We start from the raw sequence: 16,302 nt of genomic DNA on the forward strand, positions 1-16,302 counted from the left end.
GTCCTAGAAGAGGAAGTAGCGCTGCGCCATGGGCAGCACGTCGGACGGCTGGGAGGTGACTTCTTCGCCGTCGACCGTCACTTGGTACGTTTCGGGGTCGACGGCGATGTCCGGGGTTTCGCCGTTGTGCTTCAGGTCCGCTTTGGTGAGGTTGCGGATTCCGGAAACGGGTTTGATGATGCGTTCGAGGCCGAGCTCGTCCGGCACCCCGGCCTCGATGGCTGCCTTGGAGAGGAAGGTGATGGACGTTTGCTGGAGTGCTTTGCCGTAGGTAGCGAACATGGGCCGCATGGTGCGGGGCTGCGGGGTCGGAATGGAACCATTGGAGTCGCCCATGAGTGCATAGGCGATCTGCCCACCCTTGATGACCAGCTCTGGTTTGACGCCGAAGAAGGCCGGGTCCCACAGCACCAGGTCCGCGAACTTTCCCTCTTCCACCGATCCGATCACGTCCGCCATGCCCTGGGCGATGGCGGGGTTGATCGTGTATTTGGCGACGTAGCGCTTGAGCCGGAAATTGTCCGACTCGGCGGATCCGTGAGTGGTTCCGCTGGGGTCCTTGAGCACGCCACGCTGGCGTTTCATGGCATCGGCCACCTGCCAGGTGCGGGTGACCACTTCGCCCACACGACCCATGGCCTGAGAGTCGGAGGACGTGATTGCGAAGATGCCCAGATCATGCAGGACGTCTTCAGCGGCAATGGTTTCGGCGCGGATACGGGAGTCTGCGAAGGCCACGTCTTCGGGGATGTCCGGGTTGAGGTGGTGGCAGACCATGAGCATGTCCAGGTGCTCTTCGATGGTGTTCTTGGTGTACGGCAGCGTGGGGTTCGTGGAGGCCGGCAGCACGTTGGGCAATCCGGCAATCTTGATGATGTCCGGCGCATGCCCTCCCCCGGCGCCTTCGGTATGGAAGGTGTGGATGACGCGGCCGTCGATTGCCGCGATGGTGTCTTCCACGAAGCCGCACTCGTTGAGGGTGTCGGTGTGGATGGCCACCTGGATGTCATACTCATCGGCAACACGCAGGGACATGTCGATCGACGAGGTCGTGGCACCCCAGTCCTCATGGACTTTGAGGCCGACTGCGCCAGCGCGGATCTGCTCCGCGAGGGGCTCGACGGCGGACGCGTGGCCCTTGCCGAACAGGCCGACGTTAACAGGAAGCCCTTCCACGGCCTGGAGCATCCGCGAGATGTGCCAGGCGCCGGGCGTGATGGTGGTGGCCTTGGTCCCTTCGGCCGGGCCGGTGCCCCCGCCCACCATCGTCGTGATGCCGTTGCACAGGGCCGTGGGAACTTGCTCCGGGGAAATGAAGTGGATGTGCGTGTCGATGCCGCCGGCAGTGAGGATCTTCCTCTCTCCGGCGATGATCTCCGTGCTGGCCCCAATGACGATGTCCACGCCGTCGGTGATCTGGGGGTTGCCGGCTTTGCCGATCTTGAAGATGTGCCCGTCCTTGAGGGCTACGTCCGCCTTGTAGATGCCGGTGTAGTCCAGGACGATCACGTTGGTGATGACGGTGTCCGGAATGTCTTCGGAGCGGGTCAATTGTCCGTTCTGGCCCATGCCGTCACGGATTACCTTGCCGCCCCCAAAGACCACTTCTTCGCCGTAGAGGGTGTAATCCTTTTCGATTTCGAGGAACAACTCCGTGTCAGCCAACCGAATGGCGTCGCCCGTCGTCGGGCCGTAAAGCTCGGCGTACTGACGGCGGGGAATTTCGAAGCTCACTGGTGGTCCCTTTCCGCTGCGACGCCCGGGCGGGCTGCCCCGGCAACCCCGGTTCCCCCGTCGAGCTTTCCGTTGACTGCGTTGCTGAGGCCGAAGACTTCGCGGGACCCGGCGATCTCGATCAGCTGGACAGTCTTCCTGTCGCCCGGTTCGAAGCGCGCCGCCGTGCCTGCTGGAATGTCCAGGCGGCGGCCGTAGGCGGCTTTGCGGTCGAATTCCAGGGCGCGGTTCGCCTCTGCAAAGTGGTAATGCGAACCAATCTGGACGGGCCTGTCGCCACGGTTTACGACTTCGACGGCGATTGCCTCGCGGCCGCTGTTGCACGCAATGGAGCCTGGCTGGAGCCTGTATTCACCGGGGATCATGAGGGCCGCCTATCGGATGGGATTGTGCACGGTGACGAGCTTGGTGCCGTCAGGGAAGGTGGCCTCGATCTGGACGTCATGGATCATTTCCGGCACGCCTTCCATCACGTCTTCGCGGCGGAGAAGGGTAGTGCCGTAGCTCATGAGCTCAGCTACGGTCTTGCCGTCCCGGGCGCCTTCGATGAGCTCGTAGCTGATGATCGCCACAGCTTCGGGATAGTTGAGCTTGAGCCCGCGTCCTTGGCGGCGCCGGGCGAGGTCGGCGGCCACTACGATCATGAGTTTCTCTTGCTCACGGGGCAAAAGATGCATCGGCTCTCCTGGAACTGGGCATGGGCTATGAAGTTGAAACCAGCCTAGGGAGCGCAGGTTTCGGTTAGGTTACCAAATGGTCTCACCCGCTGGTCGAATCTACAGGAATTGACCTCAACTTAAGTTGAGGTCCTAGCATCAGTTCCGGTGCGCGCACAAAATCCAGCGCATCCCGGCCAGTTCCCCAGAGGTGTTTGAATGAGCGGTTCCCTACCCGTGCCATCCCCGCGAGTCAGCGAGCTCTTCAAGAGTGCGTTCCGAGGCCATCCGGCAGGCGTTGCAATAGTTACGGCTACCGGACCCGACGGCGCGGTAGGCCTCACTGCATCATCGGTGGCATCGGTTGCGGTCGATCCGCCGACCCTGGCGTTCTCTGTCACCAGCGGGCGATCCGCTTCCGTCATTGCGGCAGCCCAGACGATCGTGGTTCACCTGGTAAGCGCCGACCAGTTGGACCTCGTCCGGACTTTTGCCGACCCGGCAGCTCCACGTTTCACCGAAAGCATGGACTGGGAGGTGCTGCCCACGGGTGAGCCCCTGCTCAGGGAGGCCCAATGGGCGCTGCGCTGCGAAATCGTCCACCGGGCAGCCCTGGGCAGTTCCGTGCTCCTGGCCGCGGAGGTCCTGGATATCAGGTCCAATGCTTCCAGTTCCGCTCCGTTGGTCTACCACAACCGCGAATTCCACACGCTGGTCCAGGGTATTCCGGCTGTGGCCTAGTTGTTTCGCCCGCGGGCTGCCACACTCCAGGTGTCCACCACCGTTCCATTGCGGACCACGGTGACCTCATCCACCAGGTTCATGGCAAGGCACACATGGTTTGGGATGACCCGAAGCCTGGTACCCAGCGCAGGGAGTTCGGCAGAATCCGGCCACACAACCGTGGCGTGATGCTCCGAAAGTGCGGTGACCTTCGCTTCCGGATATTCAGGCAGCCGAGCGTACCCGGTGGCCCAGTCCGGGCGGTCGCTGCCCAGGATTTTGCTGCCGGCATCCACCACAACGCGTCGCACGTTTCCACCCGTGGCTTCGTGCCGACTGACGACGGTGGCGGCTACCGTCAGGGCGATTTCCTCCCATTTGCAGCGTTCCAGTTCCAGTTGCTGCGCGTCGCCGAACACGTAGACGCCGGGGCGGAGCTCCGTCGCCACCGTTTCCCCGGCGATGAGCGCCGTCGGCGTTGATCCCCCGCTGATGGTGGTCACCTCGAAGCCCGCCTCGGTCAACGCCGTCGCGGCCCGGCCCAGTGCATCGTTTTCGTTGCTCGCGGCCCCGGTGGGCATTCCCGGTTTGTAGCTGTGGCCAGGGAACGTGAACACGCCCGCCACCGTCAGGCCCGCTCCAGCAGCGGCCCGGGCTACGTCCGCTGCTTCGTCAGGGAGCACGCCGCTGCGGTGATGCCCACTGTCGATTTCAACCAGCACCTCAATCCGCCCCGCGTCCGCGCCCATCTGGCGACCCATCGCCGTCGCGCTTTCCGCAGAATCCACGCCCACAGCGATCCGGCATGAGGCCGCGAGCGCCCTCAGGCGTTCAGCGCGTGGCGCGTCCACCCAGAGCGGGTAGGCGATGAAGATGTCCTTCACCCCGTCCGCCGCGAAGACCTCGGCCTCGCCGATGGTGGCGACCGTGATCCCCTCAGCCCCGGCGGCCAACTGCTTCCGAGCGATCTCCAGGGTCTTGTGCGTCTTCACGTGCGGGCGAAGCCGCAGCCCCCGGCTGAGCATGCTCGACGCCATACGCTCTATGTTCCGGTCAAGGACATCGACGTCGATCAGGATGGCAGGGGTAACCACTTCGGCGGGGATCACGTTCATGCCTAAAACACTAACGGCCCGCAGCGCGGACTGCCTGCCCGGCAGGTTCGACGGCGGCCGGCACGGTTCGGTGGGCCCGTCACACATCGCTCATCCCCTTGCAACGCGCCTGCAACAAAGATGCGTAAGGCTGGGGGCATACGGACGGCGACAGTTGAAGGGAGCGCACATGACTATCGCGAACAGGGACCTTTTCCAGGCGTTGAAGACGCAGGCCAGCCTGGCCCAGGCCTTCGGCGCAATGCCTGGAGCTGCCGAAGAAGGCCACGCACTTAACGCAGGCGAGTACATCGAGGCCTGGCACAACGGCCGCCTCTACCACCGGGGAACCGTGGTCAAGACGGTGGCCGGAACCGAGCTCTTCTGGCTTCAGGATGAGACCGGGAGCCGACGGCTGCTGGACATGGAATCCATGGAGATCGTGACCGTTGACGAACCTGTCGGGGCAGCCACGGCGCAGGAACCGGAGCCCGGCCCGACCGCCACGGTCACACCCATCTCCGCATTTCCCATGTTCCACGACGGAACGCAGCAGATCGCCTAATTGCCTGCCCTCGCGGCACACTACGTTTGCGCAGGTGAGGGCCTCGATAGGCTGTGCCCATGTCACGCGGAACCGTCAGAGCAGCCTATGGTGCACGCGCCAAGGAGTACACCGAGCTTTTCGGGACCATCGACAACACCCATCCCGCTGATCAGGCGTTGATTGCGGCCTGGGCTCACGGGCTCGACGGCAAAGTGATCGACGCTGGGTGCGGGCCCGGGCAATGGACCCACTTCCTTCATGCCCTTAGGGTTGACGCGGAGGGTGTGGACATCGTCCCGGAATTTATCGAATCCGCCAGGCAGCACTATCCAAACACCGCATTCCGTGTGGGGTCGCTGGAACAACTTCAGGTCCCGGACCAGTCTTTGGCGGGCATCCTTGCCTGGTACTCCCTGATCCACACGAGCCCGGACGACATCCCCACCGTGTTGGCGGAGTTCGCCCGCTGCCTTGCACCCGGAGGCAGTCTCTTGATGGCCTTCTTCGAAGGCGAAACTGTCGAAGAGTTCCCGCACGCGGTGATGCCCGCCTACTTCTGGCCCGTCGCGGAGATGGGGAAGTGCCTCGACAGAGCCGGATTCCTGGTAACCAGCTCAAACTTCAGGAAAGACCCAGACGCGCGCCCCCACGCGTCGATCATCGCCACCCGCACACCCGGTCCCGCACTGGTTCCCTGAGCACACCGTTGTCCGACGGGATTGACGAAATACCGAGGGCTCTTAAGGCAAACAAACAGGCCGGAGACTCTACGTCTCCGGCCTGTCTTGGAGGGTGGGCCCTGTGGGGATCGAACCCACGACCCACGGATTAAAAGTCCGATGCTCTACCAACTGAGCTAAAGGCCCCTCCAGCTGTAGAAACAGCCATGAATACTGTACCCCAACGTCAAGGCAGACGAGGAACTCAAGGTGACGGGCGCCGTCGTGCGTCCAGGCAACCGTTACTCGACCCCGCCAGAGCACAGGAGTACGGTGAACTCATGAGCGAACAGCCAGAACCGCGAGCGTACGGCGGAGCAAACCGGCATCACAAGCCGAAGCCCTTCGCGCCCATCGATTTTGAACCGTTCGCTGGTGGCGCCGACCCCGCGCGGGTTTCCGAGGCTGCGCATCTCGCTGCCCAGGCGCTGGTCAAGCGCGGACGCGACAGCGACGACCCCAAAGTAACCCGCCGCTTGGTTAAGCTCGCGGACGAGCAGGGCCTCGAGGCTATCGCAGAGATGTGGGCCGAGAGCCCGGCGCGAAGCCTCCCCGGCGCGCTGTGGCGGCTCTACGCCCTTCGCGCCGCCACCATCCAAAACCCGGAGCGGATCTCCGTCTACTTCCGGGCCGGACGCGACACCGCGCAGGTTTCCAACGTCGTAGCGGGCGCCGCGGAGCCGCCTGGCGCAGACGAAATGAAGACCATGGCTGACGCCATTTTGTCCGGCGCGTTCGACGGCGAGTTCGACGTCGCGCTGGAACGTTCCGCCGCTTTCTGCCGCGTGGTGGCGCTCGGCCAGGCGACCCTCGCCGACGGCGCAGAGCACAGCAACGAAGGCCACGCCAGCAAGCTCACGCGCAATTCGCACCAGCTCGTCAAAACGGCCGAGGACCTTGAGCATGCGGCCAATGCATGGCGCCTGGGTGAGCTCGACTAGGCAGCAGCAGTGGCGAAACGTACCCACGTCGGGCTCGGACTGTCAATGTTGACTTAGCCCGCCCAACGGTGAAAACTAAAACTGGTGTCGAACCGCGAAACCCCCGGGCTTCAACATATAGCCGCTTCGAGCGGCCTACCGCCGAGAGGCGTATCCGGTTCGGCACCATTTTTATGCCCGGATGCAGAAAGCCCGGGCCAGCGCTGGGCCGGACCCGGGCAAACGCGCCAAGCTACTTCAGGGTGACCGTGGTTTTGGCCTGTTCCTTCTTGTCGTGATCCAGCTTTCCGTCCGCCGCCGCAGGAGTCATGGTGGCCGAGATCTCAGCCTCCTTGCCGGGCGTGTAGCCGAAGTTCTCCGCGATATTGAAGGATTCGCCCGGTTTCAACACGAACGGGTCCTTTTCCTTGAGCTTCATGCCTGAGCTGCTCAGTCCGTACTTCTTGAAGCCATCGCTGCTGGAGTCGGACGGCATGCCACCGAGGTACTTCCAGTCCGAGTACTTGGCACTGGGAGTGACCAGCGAGTGGCTCAAGGGGATGTCAGCGGATGATGTGTTGGTGACCACGTAGTTCACGTAGACGATCGGCGCACCCTTCTTGAGCAGGTTTTCCTTGGTTTCCTTGTCCAGGAACATGCTGTCCTTGGACGCTACGTCCGTGGCCACCTGGTAGATGTCGACGCTGAAGCTGTCGCCCTTCATGCTGCCAAGCTTGTCGCCCTTGTCCGTGATCGGAAGCGCCCAAGCGGCCGCCTTGTACGAGCCCGAGGACGCTGCAGCCCCGTCGGAACCCGCCGAGGCGGAGGCCGAGGAAGACGGCGACGCTGAAGCCGCCGAAGAGGAGGACGACGACGGTTCGGAACCACCCGACGTCGTGCTGGTGGCAGTAGCCCCACAGGCGGTCAAGGCGAGCAGCCCCGCCGCCACGAGGCTGGTGATCTTCACAGTGTTGTTGATGCGCACGGTTCCCCCATTGAGTGGATAAATTCATTGACGCGCCAAGTCTTGCATGGATGAAAGGGTGCGGCGATGGGGAGCTCTGCACTTCGGGGCCGGGGCGCTCACCATGCAGGCGCGCCGGACCGGTAAAGTTGGGGACGAAACGGGCTGCGTCAAGTCAAGCCGTCCGCCGCCCTATCCGTCCCCAGCCCGGAAGCGACATGAAGCTGCGCCTTTTCCCCCAGGAACCCGCCGGACTCGCACTGCTCGCGCAGATGGCCGGTGTCATCGTGGCCGCCACCGGGACGCTCTCAGAGATCCTCGGAGCCCAGGCCAGCGAGCACCAGCGCCTCGCTGAAGAACTGCACGAGCACGAGTCCAAATCCCTGGACCTGCACTTCGCCCTCCTGACACACATGCGCACCAGCTTCGTGAATCCACTCCCCCGCGAGGACATGTACACCCTTTCCCGCCACCTCAACGAGGCAATGGAAAAGCTCGACGCCGCGGGCGACCTGGTATCCCTCTACAAGCTGGACCGGCTGCCCAAGCGCGCCGCAGACCAATTGGAAATCATCAGCCGCCAGGCCGAGCTCACCGTGGACGCCATGCGGAAGCTCGAGGACCTGGATGAGCTGGAGGACTACTGGATCGAGATCCTCCGCCTGGCCAAGCGCGCGGAACGGACCCACCGGATCTGGGTTGCCGAGATGCTCAAGGACATGAAATCGGCGCAGTACGCACGGCACCGGGACATCGCCAACCAGCTGGTGGAAGTAACCAAGGACATGCGGAAGGTCGCCACCCAGGTAGGCAGCATCATCGTCAAGGAATCCTGACGTGACCATCGTCTTCCTTGTCCTTGTGGTGGGGCTCGCCTCAGGGTTCGCGTTCCTCAACGGTTTCCGCGATGTCTCCAACGCGGTGGCCCTGTCCACCCGGACCCGCGCCCTCACGCCATCCATCGCCGTGCTTTTGGCGGCAATCTTCAACTTTGTGGGCGCCATGCTGAGCGGCACCTTCGTCCTCGCCTTCACGCAATCGTGGATCACGTTGCCTGCAGGCGCCGGCGGCCTGACCATGCTCGCTTCAGCGCTGGCAGCCTCTATCTTGTGGGGAATCTACGCGTGGTGGAAGGGCGTTCCCCTGTCCTCAACGAACTCGCTGGTGGGCGGCCTGATTGGCGCCGGCAGCGCAAGCATCCTGGTGGGCGAAAGCTCGATCGGCGGGGTGGACGGCGTCGTGTTGACCCAAGTGGTCCTGCCCTTGGTGCTATCCCCGTTGGTAGCCTTCGGGGCGGCCTACCTGCTGGTGTGGCCGGTCACCTGGGCTGCCCGCTATACGCAACCCAATGTGGTGAACAGGCGTTTCCGGCGCGCACAAGCCGTCTCCACCGCAGCTGTCGCCTTCGGCCACGGGCTCCAGGACGGGCAGCGCACGGCCGCGGTCATTCTCCTGGCAATGGTGGCCGCGGGGTTGTCAGGCGGGGACGACGTGCCGCTGTGGATCCTGCTGCTCACGGCCGTCATGCTCACTGCGGGAACGATGTTGGGCGGCTGGAGGATCTCGCACACCCTGGGCCATAAGCTCATCCGGATAGATCCCCTGCGTGGATTCGTGGCCCAGACCCTCACGTCCGTCATGCTCTTCATCGGTGCGATCGGCTTCCAGCTGCCGCTCTCCACCACCCACACTTTGACGGCGTCCGTCCTCGGTTCGGGGATCAACCAGCGCTTCCACACCGTCAACCGCCGGCTGGTGCGGAGGATCCTCCTGCTGTGGGTGGCAACCCCGGTGGTGACCGCCGTCGTCGCCTTCATTCTCGAGTTGGCGTTCTCCCCCCTCGCTAAACTGCCCAACTAGGGCAAGAAAAAACGACGGCGGCCGTACCCCCAAGGCGACGGCCGCCGTCGTCATGTGCCGGCTCCCCCCATAGAAGCCGGAACCCTACCTCCCGCTTATCCGAAGCGCCCGGAGACGTAGTCTTCCGTGGCCTTCTGGGCCGGGTTGTTGAAGATGCTGGTGGTGTCAGCGAACTCGATCAGCTTGCCGGGCTTGCCGGTGCCGGCGATGTTGAAGAACGCGGTCTTGTCCGAAACGCGGGCGGCCTGCTGCATGTTGTGGGTCACGATCACCACGGTGTACTGGTCCTTGAGCTCGTTGATGAGGTCCTCAACGGCCAGTGTGGAGATGGGGTCCAGCGCGGAGCAGGGCTCGTCCATGAGGATCACCTGGGGTTCAACGGCGATGGCACGGGCGATGCAGAGGCGCTGCTGCTGGCCGCCGGAGAGGCCGGAACCGGGCTTGTCCAGGCGGTCCTTGACCTCGTTCCACAGGTTGGCGCCCACCAGGGACTTCTCCACCAGCGCATCTGCTGCGCCCTTGGAGATCTTCTTGTTGTTCAGCTTCACGCCGGCCAGCACGTTGTCGCGGATGGACATGGTGGGGAACGGGTTGGGCCGCTGGAAAACCATGCCCACCTGGGTGCGGACGGTGACCGGGTCAACACCGGGGCCGTACAGGTTGTCCCCGTCCAGCAGGACCTCGCCCTCGACGCGTGCGCCGGGAAGGACCTCGTGCATGCGGTTCAGCGTGCGGAGGAAAGTGGACTTGCCGCAGCCGGACGGGCCGATGAAGGCCGTGACGGACTTGGCTTCGATGTTGATGTTGACGTCCTCAACGGCCAGGAAATTGCCGTAGTAGACATTCAGGTCTTTGACGTCGATGCGCTTAGACATGGTGTTCCTTTGTTCCTTGGGGGGTTCTGGAAGTGTAAACGTGGCCTGAAGGGCCAGGCCCGGCTAGCGTCCTGTTTTCGGAGCGAAGATACGGGCGATGAGGCGGGCTCCGAGGTTCAGGAGCATCACCAGGATGATCAGCACCAGCGCGGCGCCCCATGCACGCTGGTCCGAGGGACCAGGGTTGGACGGCGACGTCGGGTTGAGGATCTGCGTGTAAATGAACGTGGGCAGCGAGGCCATCCAGCCGCCAAACACGTTGTTGTTGATGGTGGTGGCAAAGCCTGCGGTCACCAGGATCGGCGCGGTCTCGCCGATCACGCGGGCGATCGCCAAGGTGACGCCCGACGCAATGCCGGAGATCGCCGTCGGAATGACCACCTTGGTGATGGTGCGCCATTTACGGACGCCCAGCGCATAGGAAGCCTCGCGAAGTTCGTTCGGGACGATCTTCAGCATTTCCTCGCTGGAACGGACCACCACCGGGATCATCAGCACGGAAAGCGCGACGGCGGCTACCGCACCGGTCTTGGTGCCGGGGCCGACGATGGCGAAGAAGAACGCTGCCGCGAAGAGGCCGGCCACGATCGACGGGATGCCTGTCATGACATCCACGAAGAACGTGATGGCGCGGGCCAGCGGACGGTCGTTGCCGTATTCCACCAGGTAGATGGAGGTCAGCAGGCCCACAGGCACGGAAATGACCGTGGCAAGAAGCGTGATCTGGATGGTGCCAAGCAGGGCGTGGTAGATACCGCCGAGGACGGGCGCACCGTCTTCCGCTGCTTTGTTGTCGAAGGCGCCGGTGACACCGTTCATGGAGGTGCCCAGGAAGTTGGGGGTGATGAGGCCTGGAATGCCGTTGACCAGCACGGTCCAGATCACCGAAATCAGTGGCAGGAGCGCGATCAGGAAAGCACCGACAACCAGGCAGGTGGCGAGCCGGTCCTTGGCTTTACGGGCACCTTCAACGGCTCCGCTCCAGGAAACGAGGCCCACTGCGAACAGGATCGCGGAGACCAGGCCCCAGCCGAAGGCGTTGAAACCGATCAGCGCCAGGATGGCCGCACCCACGACGAGTGCGACGGCCAGCACAATGTAGGGCGCGGACTTGGGCAGTTGGCCCTTGGTGAGCGCGGAGCGTTTACGGACTGCTGTGGCGGTCATTTAATTGGCTCCCGAGAATTCTTTGTGCCGGGTGATGATCCAGCGGGCGATCATGTTCACGCCCAGCGTGATGACGAACAGCACCAGGCCGGCAGCGATCAGCGTATTGACCTTCAGGCCGCTGGCTTCGGGGAAGTTCAGGGCGATCTCGGCGGCGATGGTCTGGTTGCCGGACTGGATAAGGCTGGCGGTCAGGACGCCGGAGGACAGCACCAGGGCAACGGCCATGGTCTCTCCCAGTGCGCGGCCGAGGCCCAGCATGATCGCGCTGACGATGCCCGGGCGACCGAAGGGCAGCACGGCCATCTTGATCATTTCCCAGCGGGTTGCTCCCAGTGCAAGCGCTGCTTCTTCGTGCAGCTTGGGGGTCTGCAGGAAGATTTCGCGGGACAGGGAGGTGATGATGGGAAGGACCATGACGGACAGTACGATGCCTGCGGTCAGGATGGTCTTGCCGGTTGCGGATGCCGGACCCGCGAAGATCGGGATCCAGCCGAGGTTGTTGGCCAGCCAGTCATACGCCGGAGAGATTTCCTTGGCCAGGAAGGCCGCACCCCATGCACCGTAGACAACGGAGGGGATGGCTGCGAGGAGGTCCACCACGTAGCCGAGGCCGGAAGCGAGCCGGCGTGGGGCGTAGTGCGAGATGAACAGGGCCACGCCGATCGCTACCGGAGTGGCGATGACGAGGGCGATCACGGCGGCGATGAGCGTTCCCACCACGATCGGGGCGATGTAGGCGAAGAAGCCGTGGCCGCCCTGGATGCTCTCGGGAGGTGCGGTCAACGCAGGGATCGCCTGCACCACAAGGAACAACGCGACTCCGAAGAGAACCGCGAGAATCAGGCACCCTGCGGCCATGGCGGCCCCGGAGAAAACCTTGTCCCCGGCGCGTCCTGCGCCTTGGGAGGTTGTCAGGGAGTTGGTGGTCACTTCACGATCCTTCAGTCTGGAGTGAACTGGTCTTACATGGCTAAGTTCCCTGCCCCGGTCCGGTGCCGCGGTGGCCACCGGAGTGCGGGACAGGGAACTTCAGTGTTCAGCCGGGTTCAGCAAACCCGCCGGGAAACCTTAGGCCTTGGCCTTGATGGTTTCGATAGCGGCCTTGGCCTTGTCCTGCAGCGTCTTGGAGAGCGGTGCGGACTTTGCGGCGTCAGCTGCGGTCTTCTGTCCTTCGTCGGAAACGACGTAGGTTTCGAAGGCCTTGACCAGGTCGGCAACAGCCTTGGTCTCGTAGGTGGTGCAGACAACGTGGTACGAAACGAGGACTACGGGGTAGGCGCCCGCTGCGGTGGTCTTGCGGTCCAGCTTGATGGCGACGTCGTTGGCGGCGCGGCCGTCAACGGGCTTGCCGGCTTCGACAGCCTTGGCGGCAGCGTCCGCGGAGATCTTGACGAACTCTTCGCCAACCTTGATGGAAGCGGTACCGAGCTTGCCGGAAACAGCGGAGTCGTCAGCGTAGGTCACGGCACCGGGGGTGTCGGTGACGGTCTTGACGACGCCGGAGGTGCCCTTGGCGTTTTCGCCCTTCAGGGATGCGGGCCAGACGCCGGCAGCCTTGTCGGTCCAGACCTCGGGAGCTGCAGCTGCCAGGTAGTCGGTGAAGTTGCTGGTGGTGCCGGAGTCGTCAGAGCGGTTGACCGGGGTGACCTTGAGGTCCGGGAGCGTAACGCCTGCGTTGAGGGCGGCGATTGCGGGGTCGTTCCAGTTGGCGATTTCGCCGCGGAAGAGTTTGGCGACCGTAGCGGCGTCGAGCTTCAGTTCCTTTACGTTGGGAATGTTGAAGGCGACGGCGATCGGGGAGATGTAGACGGGGAGGTTGATGGCACCCTCGGGGCCGCACTTGGCCTTGGAGGCAGCAAGCTCGTCGTCCTTCAGGTAGGCGTCCGAGCCGGCGAACTGTGCCGAGCCGTCGATGATCGCCTTGCGGCCTGCGCCGGAGCCATCCGGGGAGTACTGCACGGTGGCGCCCTGGTTTGCGGTGGCGAAGCCGGCCTTCCAGGCATCCATTGCTGCGCCGGTGGAGGAGGCGCCAATGCCGGTCAGGGTGCCGGTGACCTTGGTTCCGGAGGCTGCCGACTGGGTGCCGGCCGGAGTTCCCGTTGCGTTGTCTGAACCGCAAGCAGTGAGCGCGAGAGCGCCGGCTGCGATGACCGCGATTGCCGCGTTGCGGCCGAAGTGAGTTGCCTTCACTTGGATGTGCCCCTTCCAGGGATCTTCGATGCGGGCCGAACGGAGATTTCGGCGTGCGCGAGCTGTGGACCTTTTTGTTCCTTTACTGAAGGTAAGGAGCGCAGGTAACGGGACCTGTGGTGGAAGGTGAACAGGAGATGAACGACGGCGGACCATTGCGTGATGTGGCGCGCGCCACCTTGAGCGTCGCCCGGGTTGCCGTCGTTGCGGATGCCAGGACAAATAGACTGGAGCACATGGCTGCCGCGAAGGGATTTTCTGCAAGCAAGAGGTTTCTGCGCGCCAGGGTCCGGACCGGCTTGGTTCGCAGCCGGAATTCGTTGACACCGGCCATCCAAATGACAGTGTGCGCCGTTGGTGCCTACGCCTTTGCCGAATACGTGCTGGGCCACCAGGGTCCCCTGTTTGCTGCCACGTCGTCCCTGATTGCCTTGGGCTTCTCCCGGGACCCCCGCCTGCGCCGGGTGATCGAGGTGGGCCTTGGCTGCACCCTCGGGATCGTTGTTGGCGACTTGCTGCTCCACTGGCTGGGCGCTGGGATCTGGCAGGCCGCCGTCGTTCTTCTTTTCTCCATCCTGTTGGCCAGGTTCCTGGACAGCGGCACCATCTTCACCACCCAACTGGGGCTGCAGTCGTTGTTGGTGGTGCTGCTTCCGGCTCCGGCCGGCGGGCCGTTCACGCGAAGCATTGATGCTGTGGTGGGTGGCGTGTGTGCGCTGCTGGTGACCATCCTGGTGCCCAAGGATCCGCGCAGGGAGCCGCGCAAGGACGTCCAACAGATCCTGCACGAGCTCGCCGAAGTGTTGCGGGAGTGCGCCAAGGCCATGATCGAGAGCGATTCCACCATGGCCTGGCACGCCCTGATCCGCGGCCGCAATTGCCAGCCGTTGGTGGACCGAATGCGGCAGACCCTGCGTGCTTCGGGTGAGGTAGCCACACTTGCTCCTGCGCACCGGAGGCATCGCGATGAACTGGCAAGCCTTGAACATTCGTTGGAGTACATCGATCTGGCCTTGCGCAACAGCCGCGTGTTCGCGCGACGCCTGACCAGTGCCATCAACCACGCGGCACTCTCCGACGAAGCGATCGACAGCATCTCCGAGGTCCTGCAGGAAACCGCGGCCGCAATAGACGAGATGACCATCGGGCTCGCCGAACAAAGCGAGGGTACCCGGCGGGTCCATCTGCGGCGCGCCCGGAACGACCTCAGTGACATCGCCGCCCGGCTCCACCCGAAGATGCTCGACGTCCAACGGCTTGAGGGCGAGACCGTGGTCATGCTGTTCCGCCCTCTCATGGTGGACCTGCTGGAGGCCAGCGGGATGGAACCGGAAGAGGCACGGACGGTCCTCCCACCGCTGTAGCTCCTCCTGGGCCCAATAGTGTCGGCCCCCGCCACTACGCTTGGACCCATGGCTTCAAAGACTTCCCGCGCATCAAAGACCCCCGCCTACAAGTGCGCCGAATGCGGCTGGACGGCCATCAAGTGGGTGGGCCGCTGCGGCGAATGCCAGGCATGGGGAACCGTTGAGGAATACGGCGCCACAGTGGCACGTACGACGGCGGCCGCCACCGTCCTGGAACCGGCCCGCCGTATCGCTGAGGTAGATGGAACAACCGCCGCGTTCCTGCCCACAGGGGTGGACGAACTCGACCGCGTACTCGGTGGAGGGCTCGTGCCAGGCGCCGTCATCCTCCTGGCCGGGGAACCCGGCGTCGGAAAGTCCACGCTGCTGCTGGATGTCGCGGCAAAGTTCGCGCGCACGGGCCAGGACGTCCTGTACGTCACCGGTGAGGAGTCTGCCGCTCAGGTGAAGCTGCGCGCCGAACGGATTGACGCCGTCGCGCACACCCTCTACCTCTCAGCTGAGACGGATCTGGGACAGGCCCTTGGCCAAGTGGAAAAGCTTGAGCCGAAGCTGCTCATTGTCGACTCCGTCCAGACGCTCAGCAGTGCAGACGTGGAGGGCAGCGCGGGCGGTGTGTCACAGGTACGTGAGGTAGCTGCCTCGATCATCGCCGCTGCCAAACGACGAAACATGACAACCCTTTTGGTGGGCCACGTGACCAAGGAAGGCACCATCGCCGGGCCGCGCCTGCTGGAGCACCTGGTGGATGTGGTGTGCCAGTTCGAAGGCGAGCGCCACTCCCGCCTTCGCCTGCTGCGGGCGGTCAAAAACCGCTATGGTGCCACGGACGATGTCGGCTGCTTCGACCTCAACGAGTCCGGCATTGAAGGCCTGGCGGACCCAAGCGGGCTTTTCGTGTCGCGCACGCGTGAACCGGTGTCCGGCACGTGCATCACGGTGACCATGGAGGGCCGGCGCCCCTTGCTCGCCGAGGTGCAATCGCTCCTTGCGGAGAGCCCCAATTCCCAGCCCCGGCGCGCAACGAGTGGGCTGGAGAGCTCACGGGTGGCCATGCTGCTGGCGGTCCTTCAACAGCGGGCCGGGTGCATGCTGCACAAGGATGACTCCTACGTTGCCACCGTGGGCGGGGTGAAGCTGACGGAACCGGCCACTGACCTGGCGGTGGCGTTGGCTGTTGCCTCGGCGAAGTCGCGGAAGGCACTCCCCCAGAGACTCATCGCTTTCGGCGAAGTCGGGCTGGCCGGCGAGGTCCGTCCTGTTCCCGGAATCAACCAGCGCATCCAGGAGGCACACCGTCTCGGATTCACCCACGCGATCGTTCCGGCAAGCCCGGCGGGGGCAGGTGTGATTCCCGAGGGCTTCTCTGTGCGCGAGGTGGGCCACTTGGCAGAGGCGTTGGAGTTGCTGATTACTCAGGCATCATGATTGAGCTGCGGACCGCGGATCCCTAGGATAGGACGAAAGCGCAGCTCAGGAAGGC

The 16,302-nt window shown here is 63.9% G+C and carries 18 protein-coding genes and 1 tRNA gene; 9 read left to right on the forward strand and 10 right to left on the reverse strand.

The genetic code is table 11. The features are described from left to right. Window positions 1-3: 3 nt before the first annotated feature. From ureC to LRQ04_RS11665, 3 genes are read right to left on the reverse strand one after another with little or no spacing between them, the layout of a single operon-like run. Entirely contained in the window at window positions 4-1,734 is a 1,731-nt protein-coding gene (gene ureC / locus LRQ04_RS11655) for an urease subunit alpha (RefSeq protein ID WP_235520321.1), read from the reverse strand. Continuing rightward, window positions 1,731-2,099 (reverse strand): urease subunit beta, encoded by a 369-nt coding sequence (locus LRQ04_RS11660; protein WP_235520322.1) that lies wholly within the window; start codon window positions 2,097-2,099, stop codon window positions 1,731-1,733. Before LRQ04_RS11660 ends, ureC begins: the two co-directional genes overlap by 4 nt. 9 nt (window positions 2,100-2,108) lie before the next feature. Beyond that, complete coding sequence (locus tag LRQ04_RS11665) at window positions 2,109-2,411, reverse strand: urease subunit gamma (protein WP_235520323.1); 303 nt, start codon at window positions 2,409-2,411, stop codon at window positions 2,109-2,111. Window positions 2,412-2,609: 198 nt separating this feature from the next. On the opposite strand from LRQ04_RS11665, the gene LRQ04_RS11670 reads away from it, so the two are divergent. Beyond that, entirely contained in the window at window positions 2,610-3,131 is a 522-nt protein-coding gene (locus tag LRQ04_RS11670; protein ID WP_235520324.1) for a flavin reductase family protein, read from the forward strand. Here the strand turns inward: LRQ04_RS11670 and LRQ04_RS11675 are convergent. After that, window positions 3,128-4,228, reverse strand: a complete 1,101-nt coding sequence (locus tag LRQ04_RS11675) for a D-TA family PLP-dependent enzyme (RefSeq protein WP_235520325.1) — start codon at window positions 4,226-4,228, stop codon at window positions 3,128-3,130. The two genes, LRQ04_RS11670 and LRQ04_RS11675, sit on opposite strands and share 4 nt — an antisense overlap. Before the next feature lie 169 nt (window positions 4,229-4,397). Between LRQ04_RS11675 and LRQ04_RS11680 the strand changes: the two genes are divergently transcribed. Both LRQ04_RS11680 and LRQ04_RS11685 read left to right on the forward strand, forming a co-directional pair. Further along, a complete protein-coding gene (locus LRQ04_RS11680) occupies window positions 4,398-4,772 on the forward strand; it encodes a hypothetical protein (protein ID WP_235520326.1) in 375 nt (124 codons plus the stop codon). Window positions 4,773-4,831: 59 nt separating this feature from the next. Continuing rightward, the gene (locus LRQ04_RS11685; RefSeq protein WP_235520327.1) at window positions 4,832-5,452 is read left to right on the forward strand and encodes a class I SAM-dependent methyltransferase; all 621 of its coding nucleotides are present in this window, start codon (window positions 4,832-4,834) and stop codon (window positions 5,450-5,452) included. A 95-nt stretch (window positions 5,453-5,547) separates the two neighbouring features. On the opposite strand, the gene LRQ04_RS11690 is transcribed toward LRQ04_RS11685, so the two are convergent. Further along, window positions 5,548-5,620, reverse strand: a tRNA-Lys gene (locus LRQ04_RS11690). 134 nt (window positions 5,621-5,754) lie between these two features. On the opposite strand from LRQ04_RS11690, the gene LRQ04_RS11695 reads away from it, so the two are divergent. After that, window positions 5,755-6,414, forward strand: a complete 660-nt coding sequence (locus LRQ04_RS11695; protein ID WP_235520328.1) for a hypothetical protein — start codon at window positions 5,755-5,757, stop codon at window positions 6,412-6,414. 232 nt (window positions 6,415-6,646) lie between these two features. On the opposite strand, the gene LRQ04_RS11700 is transcribed toward LRQ04_RS11695, so the two are convergent. Beyond that, the gene (locus tag LRQ04_RS11700) at window positions 6,647-7,117 is read right to left on the reverse strand and encodes a hypothetical protein (RefSeq protein ID WP_235520329.1); all 471 of its coding nucleotides are present in this window, start codon (window positions 7,115-7,117) and stop codon (window positions 6,647-6,649) included. Between LRQ04_RS11700 and LRQ04_RS11705 the strand changes: the two genes are divergently transcribed. From LRQ04_RS11705 to LRQ04_RS11715, 3 genes are all read left to right on the forward strand, one after another. Next, window positions 7,116-7,400: a hypothetical protein gene (locus tag LRQ04_RS11705; protein WP_235520330.1), complete on the forward strand. Its 285-nt coding sequence runs from the start codon at window positions 7,116-7,118 to the stop codon at window positions 7,398-7,400. The two genes, LRQ04_RS11700 and LRQ04_RS11705, sit on opposite strands and share 2 nt — an antisense overlap. A gap of 175 nt (window positions 7,401-7,575) precedes the next feature. Then, a complete protein-coding gene (locus LRQ04_RS11710; RefSeq protein ID WP_235520331.1) occupies window positions 7,576-8,193 on the forward strand; it encodes a DUF47 domain-containing protein in 618 nt (205 codons plus the stop codon). A 1-nt stretch (window position 8,194) separates the two neighbouring features. Beyond that, window positions 8,195-9,217: an inorganic phosphate transporter gene (locus LRQ04_RS11715; RefSeq protein WP_235520332.1), complete on the forward strand. Its 1,023-nt coding sequence runs from the start codon at window positions 8,195-8,197 to the stop codon at window positions 9,215-9,217. 95 nt (window positions 9,218-9,312) lie between these two features. On the opposite strand, the gene pstB is transcribed toward LRQ04_RS11715, so the two are convergent. From pstB to pstS, 4 genes are all read right to left on the reverse strand, one after another. Then, window positions 9,313-10,092, reverse strand: coding sequence for a phosphate ABC transporter ATP-binding protein PstB (pstB, locus tag LRQ04_RS11720; protein ID WP_235520333.1), 780 nt, complete (start codon window positions 10,090-10,092; stop codon window positions 9,313-9,315). A gap of 63 nt (window positions 10,093-10,155) precedes the next feature. Continuing rightward, window positions 10,156-11,259, reverse strand: coding sequence for a phosphate ABC transporter permease PstA (gene pstA, locus LRQ04_RS11725; RefSeq protein WP_235520334.1), 1,104 nt, complete (start codon window positions 11,257-11,259; stop codon window positions 10,156-10,158). Continuing rightward, window positions 11,260-12,192: a phosphate ABC transporter permease subunit PstC gene (gene pstC, locus LRQ04_RS11730; protein WP_235520335.1), complete on the reverse strand. Its 933-nt coding sequence runs from the start codon at window positions 12,190-12,192 to the stop codon at window positions 11,260-11,262. A 138-nt stretch (window positions 12,193-12,330) separates the two neighbouring features. Further along, the gene (pstS, locus tag LRQ04_RS11735; RefSeq protein ID WP_235520336.1) at window positions 12,331-13,452 is read right to left on the reverse strand and encodes a phosphate ABC transporter substrate-binding protein PstS; all 1,122 of its coding nucleotides are present in this window, start codon (window positions 13,450-13,452) and stop codon (window positions 12,331-12,333) included. Between the two features lie 236 nt (window positions 13,453-13,688). Between pstS and LRQ04_RS11740 the strand changes: the two genes are divergently transcribed. Both LRQ04_RS11740 and radA read left to right on the forward strand, forming a co-directional pair. Then, window positions 13,689-14,816: an aromatic acid exporter family protein gene (locus tag LRQ04_RS11740; RefSeq protein WP_235520337.1), complete on the forward strand. Its 1,128-nt coding sequence runs from the start codon at window positions 13,689-13,691 to the stop codon at window positions 14,814-14,816. A 48-nt stretch (window positions 14,817-14,864) separates the two neighbouring features. Then, window positions 14,865-16,247 (forward strand): DNA repair protein RadA, encoded by a 1,383-nt coding sequence (gene radA, locus LRQ04_RS11745; RefSeq protein ID WP_235520338.1) that lies wholly within the window; start codon window positions 14,865-14,867, stop codon window positions 16,245-16,247. The last annotated feature ends 55 nt before the right edge of the window (window positions 16,248-16,302 follow it).

It is taken from the genome of Paenarthrobacter sp. AR 02, from assembly GCF_021538675.1.
Classification (GTDB): Bacteria; Actinomycetota; Actinomycetes; order Actinomycetales; family Micrococcaceae; genus Arthrobacter.